We start from the raw sequence: 16,743 nt of genomic DNA on the forward strand, positions 1-16,743 counted from the left end.
TTGTCGTCGGTTCTCGAGAACTCCCGGAGCCTGTCCCCGGCTCCGGGGCACGGCTCCCCGGGGCCGCGGTCAGGGGCCCCGGGGGTCCAGCGGGTCCGTCAGCCGCTCACGCCCCGCCCGAGCTCCCACAGCTGGAGCGTCGAGGCGGAGTTGAGCGCGTACGCGGTACCCGTGACGTCGTCGCGGGCGGCGACGTACTGCTTGCCCTGCCACAGCGGCAGCACCGGCACGTCGCCGGCGACGATGTCCTGAATGTCCGTCAGGCTGGTGGAGGCGGACAGCCGGTCCGCCTCGCGGCGGGACTCCGGGATCAGGGTGTTGCGGATCTGGCTGTTGTCGTATGGCGAGCCGAGGGTGTTGTCGGCGTCGAGGAACGGCGCGAGGAAGTTGTCTGCGTCGGGGAAGTCCGGGAACCAGCCCATGCCGTAGACGTCGTAGTCGCCCTTCTTCTCGGCCGGGCGGAACGTGTCCCAGGGGGTGCCCTTGATGCCGACGTCGAACAGGCCGCTGGAGTTCAGCTGGTCGCGCAGGACCTCGAACTCCTTCTTGGTGGCCGGGCCGTAGTGGTCGGTCGTGTAGTGCAGCGTCAGCTTCACCGGGGTGGTGATGTTCGCCTGGTTGAGCAGGGAACGTGCCTTGGTGACGTTCGGCTCGCCGTACTTGTTGAAGAACGAGTTGGAGTGGCCGGTGACGCTGGCCGGGACCAGCGAGTACAGCGGCTCGGCCTGGGAGCCGTAGACCTTGGAGACCAGCGCGCTGCGGTTGACGATCTGGGCCATCGCCTGGCGGACGGCCTTGGATTTCACCGTCGGGGCGTCGGTGTTGAAGCCCAGGTAGCGGATTTCCAGGCCGGGCATCTCGACGAGGTCGATGTCGGTGTCGGCGTCGCCCGAGAGCTTGCGGATCTGATCCGGCGACATGGCGCGGGTCATCAGGTCGATGTCGCCCTTGTCGAGAGCCTCGCCCATGGCGTCGGCGTCCTTGAAGGACACCATGTCGACCTTGTCGTTGTTCACCTTGAGGGTCCCCTTGTAGTCGGGGTTCTTGGTGAACTCGGCCTTGACCAGCTCGTTGTTCTCGACGTCGGCCTTGAGGGTGTACGGGCCGGAGCCCGCCAGGTCGAAGCCGTCGCGCAGCCTGTCCTTCGGGTAGTCGTCGGGGTCGACGATGCCGGCGACCGGGGTCGACAGCTTGTACGGGAAGGTCGCGTCGGCGGTCTTGAGGTGGAAGATGACCTCGCGGTCGCCCTGGGTCTCGACGGTGTCGATGGTGGACAGCAGCGCGAACACGCCGCTGTCGGCCTTGAGGGAGCGGGCGCGGTCGATGGAGTACTTCACGTCGGCCGCGGTGACAGCGTTGCCGTTGGAGAACTTCAGGCCGTCGCGCAGGGTGCAGGCGTAGCGCTCGTTGCCGGTGTCGGTGAAACCGCACCGCTCGGCGGCCTCCGGTACCGGTTCGCCCTCGCCGCGCGGCTGGATCATCAGGGTCTGCACGGTCTGGCGCAGGATGTTCCAGGTGCCGACATCGTAGGCGTAGGCCGGGTCGAGAGGCGCCGGGGCCTCCTTCGAGGCGGTGAACCGGTCCGTGGTGCCGACGACGATCGCGTCGCTGTCGCCGCTCCCGCTGTCGGACCCGCCGCAGGCGGCGAGCACCGGCGCGAGCAGGCCGATCACGGCCGGCAGCACCAAAGTCTTGCGGTTCATGCTCGAGTTTCTCCAGGACTGTCGACTCCGTGTACCCGGCATGCAGGGGTGGCGCAGCGGATCACGGGGGTGGGGCGATGTTCTCGCGACGAGGTTAGTCCGCGTCGGCAGGAAGGTTCGCAGTCACCGGAGTTGAGGACTCATCACGCTGTGGAACCGGCCGCGGACAGACCGAATACCCGACAGCGGAAGCTTTGGTGCAGCGTTCCATCAATCAGGACACAAGGGCACGTCGGCAGCCCCCGGGAGGGGGCGCGCAGCACACGCCGGATCGGCTGTCGACCCCGGAATGCGTGGGGAACGTCACACCCGTAAACGGGTTCGAAGGTACGGGAATTCGATCACCGGAGGATGTCGAATTCGCCTTCGGAATTGCCGTCCTAACGCCGCTGCACGCTGGGTGAACGCTTAGCGCATTTCCGTCATCAAGCCGTGCAGAAATGTCAGGTCGACCTCTTCCAGGGAGGTGACGACCGTACGGCGCAGGGCGGGGGCGATGGGGGCCACGGAGGGCACGGCCACGACCTGGCAGCCCGCGGCCTCGGCGGCGGCGACCCCGGTCGCGGTGTCCTCGATGACGGCGCACCGGGCCGGGTCCGCGCCCAGCCCTGCGGCGGCGGCGAGGTACGGATCGGGGTGGGGCTTGGTGCGCGGCACCTCGTCACCGGCCACCGTCAGGCGGAAGTGGTGGGCGCCGAGCGAGGTGAGCACCCGGTCGATGATGCGCCGGTGCGAGGCGGAGACCAGGGCGGTGGGGATCTCGTACTCGTACAGCTCGGCGAGCAGCCGGCCGGCTCCCGGCATCAGCGGCAAGGCGCGGCCGATGCGGTCCTCGAAGCCGTCGTTCAGGAGCACGGTGAGCTCGTCGAGGGGGATGTCGGCGCCGGTGGCCTCGATGAGGAACCCCGCGCTGCGGGTCATGGGGCCGCCGACCACGACGTGCCGCCAGGAGTCGTCGAGGGTGTGGCCGAGGGAGGCGAAGACCTCGACCTCGACGTCCCACCAGAAGCCCTCGGTGTCCACCAGGGTGCCGTCCATGTCGAGGAGCACGGCTTGGAGGGCCGATCCTTCGGCTGTTGGGGTACCCCCTGCTCGAGCGGAGCCGAGAGCTTGGGGAAGGGTTCCGAGCGCGGGGACCGTACTGGTCATCCACGTACCTCCTTGAGGGACGTTCAGGCCGGCTCCCACGAGGGGAACCGGCCTGCGGTGGACCGACCAGTCTACGTCGTGCGCGGACGAAGCGCCTCTCTTGGCCCGTGTGCCCGGTGGGAGGCCCGGCGGGCGGTGAGGCTCAGCGGGCGTTGAAGTACTTCGCCTCCGGGTGGTGGATCACGATGGCGTCCGTGGACTGCTCGGGGTGCAGCTGGAACTCCTCGGACAGCTGGACGCCGATGCGCTCCGGCTGGAGCAGGTCGGCGATCTTGGCCCGGTCCTCCAGGTCGGGGCAGGCGCCGTAGCCGAGGGAGAAGCGGGCGCCCCGGTACTTCAGCTCGAACATGCCCTGCATCTCGTCCGGATCTTCGCCGGCGAAGCCGAGCTCGGAGCGCACGCGCGCGTGCCAGTACTCGGCGAGCGCCTCGGCCAGCTGCACCGACAGACCGTGCAGTTCGAGGTAGTCCCGGTAGGCGTTGGCCTCGAAGAGCCGCGCGGTCTCCTCGCCGATGCGCGAGCCGACGGTGACGACCTGGAGGCCGACGACGTCGGTCTCGCCGGACTCCTCCGGGCGGAAGAAGTCGGCCAGGCACAGGCGGCGGCCCCGGCGCTGGCGCGGGAAGGTGAAGCGGGTGCGCTCGTTGCCCTGCTCGTCCAGGATGATCAGGTCGTCGTCCTTGGAGACGCACGGGAAGTAGCCGTAGACCACGGCCGCCTCCAGCAGGTTCTCCGTCTGGAGCCGGTCCAGCAGGCCGCGCAGCCGGGGCCGGCCCTCGTTCTCGACGAGCTCCTCGTACGACGGGCCCTCGCCGGTGCGGGCCTGCTTCAGGCCCCACTGGCCCTTGAAGAGGGCGCCCTCGTCGAGCCAGCTCGCGTACTCCTTGAGCTGGATGCCCTTGATCACGCGGGTGCCGCGGAAGGGCGGGGTGGGCACGGGGTTGTCGGTGGCTACGTCGGAGCGGACGTGCCCCTCCTCGGGGCGCTCCTCGACGGCGGCTGGGGCGGCGGCCCGCACCCGGCGCTGCTTGAGCTCGGGCAGCTTGGCGCCGGGCACGCCCCGCTTGACGCCGATGAGGGCGTCCATCAGGCGCAGGCCCTCGAAGGCGTCGCGGGCGTAGCGGACCTCGCCCTCGTAGATCTCGTGCAGGTCCTGCTCGACGTAGGCGCGGGTGAGTGCGGCGCCTCCCAGGATCACCGGGTAGCCGGAGGCCAGGCCGCGCTGGTTCAGCTCCTCCAGGTTCTCCTTCATGATCACCGTGGACTTCACCAGCAGTCCGGACATGCCGATGACGTCGGCCCTGTGCTCCTCGGCTGCTTCCAGGATCGCGGAGACCGGCTGCTTGATGCCGAGGTTGACGACGTTGTAGCCGTTGTTGGACAGGATGATGTCGACGAGGTTCTTGCCGATGTCGTGCACGTCGCCGCGCACCGTGGCGAGGACGATGGTGCCCTTGCCGGCCTCGTCGGTCTTCTCCATGTGCGGTTCGAGGTGGGCGACGGCCGTCTTCATGACCTCGGCGGACTGCAGGACGAACGGCAGCTGCATCTGGCCGGAGCCGAACAGCTCGCCGACGACCTTCATGCCGTCCAGCAGGGTCTCGTTGACGATGTCGAGGGCGGGGCGCTCCTGGAGGGCCTCGTCGAGGTCCGCTTCGAGGCCGTTGCGCTCGCCGTCGATGATGCGTCGCTTGAGGCGCTCGTCCAGCGGCAGGGCGGCCAGTTCCTCGGCCTTGCCGGCCTTGAGGGACTTGGCGGTGGCGCCCTCGAAGAGCTGCATGAGCTTCTGGAGCGGGTCGTAGCCCTCGGCGCGGCGGTCGTGGATGAGGTCCAGGGCCGTCTGCACCTCCTCCTCGCTGAAGCGGGCGATCGGCAGGATCTTGCTGGCGTGCACGATCGCCGAGTCCAGGCCCGCCTTGACGCACTCGTCGAGGAAGACGGAGTTCAGCAGGATGCGGGCGGCCGGGTTGAGGCCGAAGGAGATGTTGGACAGGCCGAGCGTGGTCTGCACCTTCGGGTGGCGCCGCTTGAGCTCGCGGATGCCCTCGATGGTGGCGATGCCGTCCTTGCGGGACTCCTCCTGGCCGGTGCAGATGGTGAAGGTCAGGCAGTCGACGAGGATGTCCTCCTCGCGGATGCCCCAGTTGCCGGTCAGGTCGTCGATGAGCCGTTCGGCGATCTCGACCTTCTTCTCGGCGGTGCGGGCCTGGCCCTCCTCGTCGATGGTGAGCGCGATCAGGGCGGCGCCGTGCTCCTGGGCGAGGGCGGTGACCTTGGCGAAGCGGGACTCGGGGCCGTCGCCGTCCTCGTAGTTCACCGAGTTGATCACCGCGCGGCCGCCGAGCTTCTCCAGGCCGGCCCGGACGACGTCGACCTCGGTGGAGTCCAGGACGATCGGCAGCGTGGAGGCGGTGGCGAAGCGGCCCGCCAGCTCCTTCATGTCGGCGACTCCGTCGCGGCCGACGTAGTCCACGCACAGGTCGAGCATGTGCGCGCCCTCGCGGATCTGGTCGCGGGCCATCTCCACGCAGTCGTCCCAGCGGCCCTCCAGCATGGCCTCGCGGAACTTCTTCGAGCCGTTGGCGTTGGTGCGCTCGCCGATGGCCAGGTAGGAGGTGTCCTGCCGGAACGGCACGGACTGGTAGAGGGAGGCCGCGCCCGGCTCGGGCTGCGGGCTGCGCTCGGTGGGGGCGACCTCCCGGACGCGCTCGACCAGCTGACGCAGGTGCTCGGGGGTGGTGCCACAGCAGCCGCCGACCAGGGAGAGGCCGTAGTCCCGGACGAAGGTGTTCTGCGCCTCGGCCAGCTCGGGCGCGGTCAGCGGGTAGTGCGCGCCGTCCTTGGTCAGCACCGGCAGGCCCGCGTTGGGCATGCAGGACAGCGGGATGCGCGAGTGCCGGGACAGGAAGCGCAGGTGCTCGCTCATCTCGGCCGGGCCGGTGGCGCAGTTCAGGCCGATCATGTCGATGCCGAGCGGCTCCAGCGCGGTCAGGGCCGCGCCGATCTCGGAGCCGAGGAGCATGGTGCCGGTCGTCTCGACGGTGACGGAGACGATCAGCGGTACGGACTGGCCGGTGGCCTCCATGGCCCGGCGGGCGGCGATGACGGAGGCCTTGGTCTGGAGGAGGTCCTGGGTGGTCTCCACGAGCAGCGCGTCCGCGCCGCCGGCGAGCAGGCCCTCGGCGTTCTGCTGGTAAGCGTCCCGGATGGCGCCGAAAGTGGTGTGGCCGAGGGTGGGCAGCTTGGTGCCCGGTCCCATCGAGCCGAGCACCCAGCGCTGCTGTCCGGTGCTGCGGGTGAACTCGTCGGCCACCTCGCGGGCGATCCGGGCGCCGGCCTCGGACAGCTCGGTGACGCGCTCGGGGATGTCGTATTCGCCGAGGGCGGTGAGGTTGGCGCCGAAGGTGTTGGTCTCGACGCAGTCCACACCGGCGTCGAAGTACTCGGCGTGGACCGAACGGACGATGTCCGGCCGTGTCAGGTTGAGGATCTCGTTGCAGCCCTCGAGGTTCTCGAAGTCCTCGAGCGTGGGGTCCTGCGCCTGGAGCATGGTGCCCATGGCACCGTCGGCCACGACCACTCGGGTGGCCAGGGCTTCTCGGAACGCGGACACACGGGCCCGGCTGTCTGCGGAAGGGGTCGGCGGCAACGCGGCCATGAAAGAGGCTCCCTCGAATGCGACGGCTGTCGGCTTTGCGGCTTCCCGGACAGCCTGGGGGCATCCGGGGAAGGGCGCACCGCGCCAGCGTAACCGGGAGTGGGCTTGGATGGGCAGCGCGTCCACGAGGCGGACTCCGGTGGCATCGGAAGGGCGGTCCGGTGACGTGCGGGCCGAACTCCGGGGGCATCGGAAGGGCCGTCCGGGTGACGTGCGGGCCGAACTCCGGGGCATCGGAAGGGCCGTCCGGGTGACGTGACGGTCGATGCGGCGCAACAAATGGCGCCCAGCCATTAGCGGGAGGTCGACATCGACCGGTAGTGTTCGACATTGCCGAACGAGGGCTGTGGTGACGCTCGTCGGCGGTCGAAGGGGACGGAGGCAGTACGGCGATGGCACGGAACATCCAGTCGCTCGAACGGGCGGCCGCGATGCTGCGGCTGCTCGCGGGCGGCGAGCGACGGCTCGGCCTGTCGGACATCGCCTCGTCGCTGGGCCTGGCCAAAGGCACCGCCCACGGCATCCTGCGCACCCTCCAGCAGGAGGGCTTCGTGGAGCAGGACGACGCCTCCGGGCGCTATCAGCTGGGCGCGGAGCTGCTGCGCCTGGGCACCACCTACCTGGATGTGCACGAGCTGCGGGCGCGCGCCCTGGTGTGGGCGGACGACCTGGCCCGGTCCAGTGGCGAGAGCGTCTACCTGGGGGTTCTGCACCAGCAGGGCGTGCTGATCGTGCACCACGTCTTCCGGCCCGACGACAGCCGCCAGGTCCTGGAGATCGGGGCCATGCAGCCCCTGCACTCCACGGCTCTGGGCAAGGTGCTGTCCGCCTACGACCCGGTGGCGCACAGCGAGGCCCTGGAGGCCGACCGCAAGGCGTTCACCGACCGGACGGTGTGCGAGCCGGAGGGCTTCGAGCACATCCTCGACGTCACACGCGCGCGTGGGTACGCGGCGGACGTGGAGGAGACCTGGGAGGGGGTGGCCTCCATCGCCGCCCCCATCCACGACCGGCGGCGCATGCCGGTCGGCTCGGTGGGCATCACGGGCGCCGTGGAGCGCCTGTGCCGTCCCGGCGACGAGGGAGCACTGCGGCCCGAGCTCATCGCGGCCGTACGGGACTGCGCCCGCGCGGTCTCGCGGGACCTGGGCGCCGGGCGCTTCTGAGGGCACACGAGCGGACCGGGGCGTCGTACGGCGTTCCGGCTCTCGGCATGTCCGCGCTCACCTGCGGCAAGGATCACTGGGTCGGCGGCGATCAGTAACGATCAGATTTTCGAGTCCACAGCCCTTGACGTGCTCGTAACGCCGAAGCAAGACTCCCGTCCATCGGTCGACATTGTCGAACAGCTACCGGCAATACGCGCTAGAGTGTGACAACGCCAGGCCGGTATCGAACTTCCCTGGACGTATGACAAAGGAGTCGCGGGTGTCCAGCTCCGACATCTTCATCGGCGAGACCATCGGTACCGCCATACTCATCCTCCTCGGCGGCGGCGTCTGTGCCGCCGTCACGCTGAAGGCCTCCAAGGCTCGTAACGCCGGCTGGCTCGCCATCACCTTCGGGTGGGGCTTCGCGGTGCTCACCGCCGTCTACACCTCGGCGCCGCTGTCCGGCGCCCATCTCAACCCGGCCGTCACCCTCGCCCTCGCGATCAAGGACGGCGACTGGAAGAACGTCCCGGTCTACTGGGCCGGCCAGATCCTCGGCGCCATGATCGGTGCGGCCCTGGTCTGGATCGCTTACTACGGTCAGTTCCACGCCCACCTCACCGACCGCGAGATAGTCGGCGGTCCGGGTGCGCAGGACACCACGGCCAAGGCCGTCGAGGCCCAGGAGAAGGGCGCCGGCCCCGTGCTGGGCGTCTTCTCCACCGGCCCCGAGGTCCGTGTCGCCTGGCAGAACATCGCGACGGAGGTCATCGGCACCGTCGTGCTGGTGCTCGCCGTGCTCACCCAGGGCCTGAACGACAAGGGCAACGGCCTGGGCAACCTGGGCGCCCTGATCACCGCGCTGGTCGTGGTCTCCATCGGTCTGTCTCTCGGCGGTCCGACGGGGTACGCGATCAACCCGGCCCGTGACCTCGGTCCGCGCATCGTGCACGCCCTGCTGCCGCTGCCCAACAAGGGCGGCTCCGACTGGGGCTACGCCTGGGTTCCGGTGGTCGGCCCGCTCATCGGCGGGGCCATCGCCGCAGGCATCTACAACGTCGCGTTCGCCTAGGAGCGGCATTCACCGCCGCTTCGCGAAACTCTCGGCACGCGCCGTACGTAAAGCCCCATAAACACGGAACTTTCCAGGAGACACAGTGACCGACGCGCACACCGCCGGCCCCTTCATCGCCGCCATCGACCAGGGCACGACCTCCAGCCGCTGCATCGTCTTCGACCGGGACGGCCGGATCGTCTCCGTCGACCAGAAGGAGCACGAGCAGATCTTCCCGAAGCCGGGCTGGGTCGAGCACAACGCCACCGAGATCTGGACGAACGTCCAGGAGGTCGTCGCAGGGGCCATCGAGAAGGCCGGCATCACCCGCGACGACATCAAGGCCATCGGCATCACCAACCAGCGCGAGACGACCGTGCTGTGGGACAAGAACACCGGTGAGCCGGTCCACAACGCCATCGTCTGGCAGGACACCCGTACCGACGCCCTCTGCCGCGAGCTCGGCCGCAACGTCGGCCAGGACCGCTTCCGCCGCGAGACGGGCCTGCCGCTCGCCTCCTACTTCGCCGGCCCCAAGGCCCGCTGGCTGCTCGACAACGTCGACGGCCTGAAGGAGCGCGCCGAGGCGGGCGACATCCTCTTCGGCACCATGGACACCTGGGTCATCTGGAACCTGACCGGTGGTGTCAACGGCGGCAAGCACGTCACGGACGTCACCAACGCCTCCCGCACGATGCTCATGAACCTGCACACCATGCAGTGGGACGAGAAGATCTGCGAGTCCATCGGCGTGCCGCAGCAGATCCTGCCCGAGATCCGCTCCTCCGCCGAGGTCTACGGCGAGATCACCGGCGGGAAGCTGGGCGACCTGCTCGGCGGCATCCCGGTCGCCTCCGCGCTCGGCGACCAGCAGGCGGCCCTGTTCGGCCAGACCTGTTTCGCCGAGGGCGAGACCAAGTCGACCTACGGCACCGGCACCTTCATGGTCATGAACACCGGTGACAAGATCATCAACTCCTACAGCGGCCTGCTGACGACCGTCGGCTACAAGATCGGCGACCAGAAGACGGTCTACGCCCTGGAGGGCTCGATCGCGGTCACCGGTTCGCTGGTGCAGTGGATGCGCGACCAGATGGGCCTGATCTCCACCGCCGCCGAGATCGAGACCCTCGCCCTGTCGGTCGAGGACAACGGCGGCGCCTACTTCGTTCCGGCCTTCTCCGGCCTGTTCGCCCCGTACTGGCGCTCCGACGCCCGCGGTGTGATCGCCGGCCTGACCCGGTACGTCACCAAGGCGCACCTCGCGCGCGCCGTCCTGGAGGCCACCGCCTGGCAGACGCGGGAGATCGCCGACGCCATGACGAAGGACTCCGGCGTGGAGCTGGCCGCCCTGAAGGTCGACGGCGGCATGACCTCCAACAACCTGCTGATGCAGACCCTCGCCGACTTCGTGGACGCCCCCGTGGTGCGCCCGATGGTCGCCGAGACCACCTGCCTCGGCGCCGCCTACGCCGCCGGCCTCGCCGTCGGCTTTTGGAACAGCACCGACGACCTGCGCGCCAACTGGCGCCGGGCCGCCGAGTGGACCCCCCGCATGGACGCGGAAAAGCGCGCCCATGAGTACAAGAACTGGCTCAAGGCCGTCGAGCGGACCATGGGCTGGCTCGAGGACGAGGAGTAAGAAACAGCATGACCACCAAGTCCACCCTGCAGTCCGTGCCTGCCCTGGGGACGCACCCGGCCTCCGGCTCGAACCCGAGCCGAGCCGAGACCAGGGAGCAGCTCTCCAAGGCGTCGTACGACCTTCTCGTGATCGGCGGCGGCATCCTGGGCATCTCCACCGCCTGGCACGCCGCGCAGTCCGGCCTCAGGGTGGCTCTGGTGGACGCCGGCGACTTCGCCGGCGCCACGTCCTCCGCCTCCTCCAAGCTGCTCCACGGCGGTCTGCGCTACCTGCAGACCGGCGCGGTGAAGCTGGTGGCGGAGAACCACTTCGAGCGCCGTGCGGTCTCCCGCCAGGTGGCTCCCCACCTGGCGAACCCGCTCACGTTCTACCTCCCCGTGTACAAGGGCGGGCCGCACGGCGCCGCGAAGCTCGGGGCGGGCGTCTTCGCCTACTCCGCGCTCTCCGCGTTCGGTGACGGCGTCGGGCACCTGCTGTCCCCGGCCAAGGCCGCGCAGGACGTGCCCGAGCTGCGCACCGACAACCTCAAGGCCGTGGCCGTCTACGGCGACGACCAGATGAACGACGCGCGCATGGCGCTGATGACGGTCCGCGGGGCCGTCGAGGCGGGCGCGGTCGTCCTCAACCACGCCGAGGTCACGGGCCTGCGCTTCACCCAGGGCCGGGTCACGGGCGCCGAGCTGAAGGACCGCCTGTCCGGTGACGAGTTCGGTGTCAGCGCCCGGCTGGTGCTGAACGCGACCGGCCCCTGGGTCGACCACCTGCGCAAGATGGAGGACCCGAACGCGGCGCCCTCCATCCGCCTGTCGAAGGGCGCGCACCTGGTCCTCAAGCGCACCTCCCCCTGGAAGGCCGCGCTCGCGACCCCGATCGACAAGTACCGCATCACCTTCGCCCTCCCCTGGGAGGACATGCTGCTGCTCGGCACGACCGACGAGGAGTTCGAGGGCGACCCGGCGGACGTCTCGGTCACCGAGAAGGACATAGCCCAGATTCTCGACGAGGCCGCCTTCTCGGTCCGTGACCAGCAGCTGGACCGCGATCTGATCACCTACGCCTTCGCGGGCCTGCGGGTGCTGCCGGGCGGCCCCGGTGACACCTCCAAGGCCAAGCGCGAGACGGTCGTCACCGAGGGCAGGGGCGGCATGCTGTCCGTCGCGGGCGGCAAGTGGACCACCTTCCGCCACATCGGCCGGACGATCATGAAGAAGCTGGAGGCGCTGCCGGGCCACCCGCTGGGCGACGACTTCGAGCCGATCAGCGCGCTGCCGAAGAAGCTGCCGCTGCCCGGCATCGCCAACCCGCGCGCGGTCGCCCACCGGCTGCTCACCGACCGGCCGGCGCCGGGCCCGCGCATGGCGGCGGACACGGCCAGGCACCTGGCAACGCACTACGGCTCGCTGGCCTTCGACATCGCCCGCCTGGCCAACGAGAGCCCCGAGCTCGCCGAGCGCGTCCACCCCGACGCCCCGGAGATCTGGGCGCAGGTCGTCTGGGCCCGGGACCACGAGTGGGCCGAGACGCAGGACGACGTGCTGCGCCGCCGCACGACGCTGACGATCCGCGGCCTCGCCACGGACGACGTCCGCGCCAAGGTGCAGGACGTGCTCGACAAGAAGTAGGCACGGGTACCGGGGGACCCCATCCCGGCAGGGGCGGCTCCACGCCGACGGAGCCGTCCCTGCCGCTTTCCCGTACCGCCATAATGGCCTGATACGTCGGAGGTCTTGAGCGCAAGGGAGGCCGCCATGGCAGTCACCGACGAGGCGATCGAGAAGATCAAGGGGATGATCGTCTCCGGCGCGCTGCGCCCGGGCGACCGGCTGCCCAAGGAGAGCGAACTCGCCGCCGACCTGGGGTTGTCGCGCAACTCCCTGCGGGAGGCCGTGCGCGCCCTGTCGCTGATCCGGATCCTCGACGTACGGCAGGGCGACGGCACGTACGTCACCAGCCTGGACCCGCAACTCCTGCTGGAGGCGATGAGCTTCGTCGTCGACTTCCACCGCGACGACACGGTCCTGGAGTTCCTGGCCGTACGCCGCATCCTGGAGCCGGCGGCGACCGCGATGGCGGCGCTGAGGATCAGCGAGCAGCAACTGGACGCGCTCGCGGCCCGGCTGGACAAGCTCGGCGACACCCCGTCCGTGGAGGATCTCGTCGCGAGCGACCTGGAGTTCCACCGGGGCATCGTGCAGAGCTCGGGCAACTCCGTGCTGTGCTCGCTGCTCGACGGCCTGTCAGGTCCCACGACCCGGGCCAGGATCTGGCGCGGTCTCACCCAGGAGGACGCCGTCGCCCGCACCCTGCGCGAGCACCGCGCGATCCTGGCCGCCCTGCGCGACCGGGACCCCGAGGCGGCTCGCTCGTGGGCGACCGTTCACATCGCCAGCGTGGAGCAGTGGCTGCGCTCCACGCTGTGACCAGGGCCTCACGGACTGCTCGGATGCGTCCGGGGTGTTCAGCGGGGCGGATCACGGGGCAGTGATGGGGTCACTCCCCCTGCAAGGGGGCTGCGGTCGCCCCCGCGGCACGCCGTAAGGTTGGGTGGTCAAGCGAGGGCACGTCGGAAGGAGGCGCTGGGTGATCGAGCTCGAGGGGGTTCCCGAGCTGGTCGACCCGGTCATGGTGGCCGCGTTCGAGGGCTGGAACGATGCGGGCGACGCCGCCTCCACCGCGGTCGCGCATCTGAACCGGGAATGGAAGGGCGAGGTGTTCGCGGCGCTCGACGCCGAGGACTACTACGACTTCCAGGTCAACCGCCCCACGGTGTTCATGGAAGCGGGCGTCCGCAAGATCACCTGGCCCACGACCAGGCTGTCGGTGGTCCGGGTCGGCGGCGAGAAGCCGCGCGATCTCGTCCTCGTCCGGGGCATCGAACCGTCCATGCGGTGGCGTTCGTTCTGCAACGAACTGCTGGGCTTCGCGCACGAACTGGGGGTGGAGCTGGTGGTCGTCCTGGGCGCTCTGCTCGGCGACACCCCGCACACCCGTCCGGTTCCGATCAGTGGCACGACGTCCGACCCGGACCTGGCCCGCCGTATGGACCTGGAGGAGACCAAGTACGAGGGTCCCACGGGTATCGTCGGCGTCCTCCAGGAGGCCTGCACGCACGCGGGAGTCCCGGCCGTCTCGCTGTGGGCCGCGGTGCCGCACTACGTGTCGCAGCCGCCGAACCCCAAGGCCACCCTGGCGCTGCTGAACCGCCTGGAGGACCTGATCGACGTGCGCATCCCGCTGGGCGAGCTGCCCGAGGACGCGCGCGCCTGGCAGGTGGGTGTGGACCAGCTGGCCGCCGAGGACAGCGAGGTCGCCGAGTACGTCCAGTCGCTGGAGGAGGCCCGGGACACCGCCGAGCTGCCGGAGGCGTCCGGCGAGGCGATCGCCCGGGAGTTCGAACGCTATCTGCGGCGTCATGACGGCGGCGGACCGCCCGCGCCCGGCGGCCACGCCACGGCCGACGGCAGCGACAGCAGCTCGTATCTGCGGGACAACCCCAGCGGCCGCACCCGCCCGCCGAAGCCGCCGAAGCCGGGCACGGACGACGACGAGTCGTCGGAGGACTGAGGCACCGCACCGCACATGTCACAGGGGCGTCTCCCGGCCGGGAGACGCCCCTGTCGTCCGTTCGGCGGCGACAGCGCTACAGCGCCACGCCCAGCAGCGCGTCCACCGCCCGGGAGACCACCCCGGGCGCGCCGATGTCGGTGCCGCCGCCGCGCTCCTGGAGCTCCACCCAGCGGTCGACCGCGGTCAGTGCGGCCGGGGCGTCCAGGTCGTTGGCGAGGGCCTCGCGGATCTCGTCGACGAGCGCCTCCGCCGGCGGCCCGTCGGGCCGGGACACGGCGGCCCGCCAGCGTCCCAGCCGTGCGACGGCGTCCTGGAGGACCTGGTCGGTGTACTCCCAGTCGGAGCGGTAGTGGTGGGCGAGCAGCGTGAGCCGGATGGCGGCCGGGTCGACGCCGTCGTGCCGGAGCTTGGAGACGAAGACCAGGTTGCCCTTGGACTTGGACATCTTCTCGCCGTCCAGGGCCACCATGCCGGCGTGCACGTACGCCTTGGCCATGGGGAACTCGCCGGTGAGGGCCTGGGCGTGCGAGGCGCCCATCTCGTGGTGCGGGAAGGCCAGGTCGGAGCCGCCGCCCTGGATGTCGAAGCCCATGCCGAGGTGGTCGAGGGCGATGGCCACGCACTCGATGTGCCAGCCGGGACGTCCGCGCCCGAGCGATCCGCCGTCCCAGCTGGGTTCGCCCTCGCGGGCCGCCATCCACAGCATCGGGTCGAGCGGGTTCTTCTTGCCGGGGCGGTCGGGGTCGCCGCCGCGCTCGGCGGACAGCAGCCGCATCGCCGCGGCGTCGAGGCCCGAGACCTTGCCGAAGTGCGGGTCGGACTCGACGGAGAAGTAGACGTCCCCCTCCAGCTCGTAGGCCGCGCCGGCGTCCCGGAGCCGCTCGACGAGCGGGACGATCCCGGGTATGGCCTCGACGGCGCCTATGTACTGCCGCGGCGGGAGCATCCGCAGCGCCGTCATGTCCTCGCGGAAGAGGACCGTCTCCTTCTCGGCGAGCGCGGCCCAGTCGATGCCGTCGCGCTGCGCCCGCTCCAGGAGCGGATCGTCGACGTCGGTGACGTTCTGGACGTAGTGAACCTGGCGCTTGGTGTCGAGCCACACGCGCTGTACGAGGTCGAACGCGTTGTAGGTCGCCGCGTGTCCCAGGTGCGTGGCGTCGTACGGGGTGATGCCACAGACGTAGATACGGGCGACGGGACCGGGGTCGAGGGTGACGAGGCCGCCGGTCGCGGTGTCGTGGATCCTCAGGTCGCGGCCCTGACCAGGCAGGGCGGGGACCTCGGAAGCGGGCCAGGCATGCATGCCATGAGCCTAACCGGACTGAAGTTCCATATACGAATGGGAGCGGGCCACACGGCCGAGAAGGCGCTCTTGCGGTGTTCCGGGTGCCTGTGCTGCTACACGGGTGGCCAGGGGATCGCCGGCCACTCGCCGCTCGGCTCGGGATGGGTTCCCGAGGCGAGCAGGGCGCCGACGCGGGCACGGGTGGCGTCGATCTCGGCGCCGGTGATCAGCGGTTCGAGCCGCGCGGCCAGCGTCCCGCCGTCCGCCAGATCCTTCCTGAGACCTTCGAGGACGGCTGTGGCCTCCTGGGTGAGGGGCTCCCCCGCCCAGCCCCACAGCAGGGTCCGCAGCTTGTTCTCGGCGTTGAACGTGACCCCGTGGTCGATGCCGTAGAGCCGTCCCTCGCCGGTGGGCAGCAGGTGACCGCCCTTGCGGTCGGCGTTGTTGATGACCGCGTCGAGGACGGCGAGCCGCCGCAGACGTTCGTCGTCGGCGTGCACGAGCAGCGCGGTGCGCCCCTCGCCGACCTCGGCGAAGCCGATCGCCTTCCAGCCCGCCTCGGGTTCCTCGCCGTCGACCAGGGCGAGCAGTTCGGCCTCGGGCGTCACCTCGACCCACAGCTGGCACATGCCCTCGCCGTAGGGGCCGTCGCGCAGCACGGTGGGCGGCACGAGGCTCCAGCCGGTCGCCTCGGAGACCTCGTACGCGGCGACCTCACGCTGGGCCAGCGTCCCGTCGGGGAAGTCCCACAGGGGGCGCTCCCCCGCGACCGGCTTGTAGATGCAGGCCGCGTCCTCGCCGTCGTGGGACACCGTGCAGTACAGGGCCGCGTTGGAGGCCTCGCGGATGCGTCCGCGTACGGTCAGTTCGCCCCGGGCGAGCAGCTCGGCGGCGTCGGCGGGGGGCGTCACGCTCCGCGGCGGTATCCGTTCTGGCGCGGACATACGTGTCCTTCCGGGTCGAGCGGGAGGCTGCACAGCGGGCACGGCGGCCGCCCGGCGTTGACGACGTCGAGAGCGCGCTTGGCGAAGGCCCTGGCCTGCGTGCCGGTGAGGCGGACCCGCAGCATCGGCGGGCCGTTCTCCTCGTCCTGGAGCAGCCGCTCCTCGGCCTCGGCGAGGTCCTCCTCGGATTCCGCGTCGAGCTCCACGAGCGCCTGCGCCTCGACGATCATGAGCTGCTCGTCGCCGTCCCAGGCGAGCGCCATGGTGCCGACCCGGAACTCCTCCTCGATGGGGGTGTCCAGCGGGGCGGTGTCGGTGTCCGAGGGGGCGACGGCGGGCACGTGGGCGCTGCCGCCGCTACGGCGTACGACCTCGTCGAGCAGCTCGTCCATGCGTTCGGCGAGCGCTGCGACCTGCGTCTTCTCCAGCGCCACGCTGGTCACCCGGGAACCTGCGGTGGCCTGGAGGAAGAACGAACGGCGCCCGGGCAGTCCGACCGTACCGGCCACGAAACGCTCCGGATGGTCGTAGAGGAACACCTGACGGGACACGTCCTGTCTCCATTGGAATCGTGGGAACCGTGTGAC

Annotated in this window: 12 protein-coding genes; 6 read left to right on the forward strand and 6 right to left on the reverse strand. The window is 70.2% G+C overall.

The features are described 5' to 3' along the window. Positions 1 to 98: 98 nt before the first annotated feature. From ACFCXS_RS22850 to metH, 3 genes are all read right to left on the reverse strand, one after another. On the reverse strand, positions 99 to 1,703 hold the full coding sequence (locus tag ACFCXS_RS22850; protein WP_376645174.1) for an ABC transporter substrate-binding protein: 1,605 nt from the start codon (positions 1,701 to 1,703) through the stop codon (positions 99 to 101). Between the two features lie 408 nt (positions 1,704 to 2,111). Beyond that, positions 2,112 to 2,852: an HAD family hydrolase gene (locus tag ACFCXS_RS22855; protein WP_376645175.1), complete on the reverse strand. Its 741-nt coding sequence runs from the start codon at positions 2,850 to 2,852 to the stop codon at positions 2,112 to 2,114. A 142-nt stretch (positions 2,853 to 2,994) separates the two neighbouring features. Next, complete coding sequence (metH, locus tag ACFCXS_RS22860; RefSeq protein WP_376645176.1) at positions 2,995 to 6,510, reverse strand: methionine synthase; 3,516 nt, start codon at positions 6,508 to 6,510, stop codon at positions 2,995 to 2,997. Positions 6,511 to 6,902: 392 nt separating this feature from the next. Here metH and ACFCXS_RS22865 point away from each other — a divergent pair, with 392 nt between their 5' ends. The 6 genes from ACFCXS_RS22865 to ACFCXS_RS22890 all read left to right on the forward strand — a co-directional run bounded on the left by ACFCXS_RS22865 (position 6,903) and on the right by ACFCXS_RS22890 (position 13,924). Then, positions 6,903 to 7,676, forward strand: a complete 774-nt coding sequence (locus ACFCXS_RS22865; RefSeq protein WP_376645177.1) for an IclR family transcriptional regulator — start codon at positions 6,903 to 6,905, stop codon at positions 7,674 to 7,676. Between the two features lie 262 nt (positions 7,677 to 7,938). After that, entirely contained in the window at positions 7,939 to 8,733 is a 795-nt protein-coding gene (locus tag ACFCXS_RS22870; RefSeq protein ID WP_376645178.1) for an MIP/aquaporin family protein, read from the forward strand. Positions 8,734 to 8,818: 85 nt separating this feature from the next. Continuing rightward, complete coding sequence (glpK, locus tag ACFCXS_RS22875) at positions 8,819 to 10,357, forward strand: glycerol kinase GlpK (protein ID WP_376645179.1); 1,539 nt, start codon at positions 8,819 to 8,821, stop codon at positions 10,355 to 10,357. Between the two features lie 8 nt (positions 10,358 to 10,365). Continuing rightward, the gene (locus ACFCXS_RS22880; RefSeq protein WP_376645180.1) at positions 10,366 to 11,982 is read left to right on the forward strand and encodes an FAD-dependent oxidoreductase; all 1,617 of its coding nucleotides are present in this window, start codon (positions 10,366 to 10,368) and stop codon (positions 11,980 to 11,982) included. A gap of 126 nt (positions 11,983 to 12,108) precedes the next feature. Further along, a complete protein-coding gene (locus ACFCXS_RS22885; RefSeq protein ID WP_376645181.1) occupies positions 12,109 to 12,780 on the forward strand; it encodes a FadR/GntR family transcriptional regulator in 672 nt (223 codons plus the stop codon). Positions 12,781 to 12,940: 160 nt separating this feature from the next. Next, positions 12,941 to 13,924, forward strand: coding sequence for a PAC2 family protein (locus tag ACFCXS_RS22890; protein ID WP_376645182.1), 984 nt, complete (start codon positions 12,941 to 12,943; stop codon positions 13,922 to 13,924). A 76-nt stretch (positions 13,925 to 14,000) separates the two neighbouring features. Here ACFCXS_RS22890 and mshC read toward each other — a convergent pair whose 3' ends face one another. The 3 genes from mshC to ACFCXS_RS22905 form a co-directional block, all read right to left on the reverse strand. Beyond that, positions 14,001 to 15,230, reverse strand: a complete 1,230-nt coding sequence (gene mshC, locus ACFCXS_RS22895) for a cysteine--1-D-myo-inosityl 2-amino-2-deoxy-alpha-D-glucopyranoside ligase (RefSeq protein ID WP_376645183.1) — start codon at positions 15,228 to 15,230, stop codon at positions 14,001 to 14,003. 95 nt (positions 15,231 to 15,325) lie between these two features. Continuing rightward, positions 15,326 to 16,156, reverse strand: coding sequence for an SCO1664 family protein (locus ACFCXS_RS22900; RefSeq protein ID WP_376645184.1), 831 nt, complete (start codon positions 16,154 to 16,156; stop codon positions 15,326 to 15,328). After that, positions 16,120 to 16,707 carry a DUF3090 domain-containing protein gene (locus tag ACFCXS_RS22905; RefSeq protein ID WP_031103749.1) on the reverse strand — a complete coding sequence of 196 codons (588 nt, stop codon included), beginning with the start codon at positions 16,705 to 16,707 and terminating at the stop codon, positions 16,120 to 16,122. The genes ACFCXS_RS22900 and ACFCXS_RS22905 overlap by 37 nt, the downstream gene beginning before the upstream one ends. Positions 16,708 to 16,743 lie beyond the last annotated feature (36 nt).

The sequence above is a fragment of the Streptomyces sp. NPDC056373 genome (assembly GCF_042262425.1).
Taxonomy (GTDB): Bacteria; Actinomycetota; Actinomycetes; order Streptomycetales; family Streptomycetaceae; genus Streptomyces.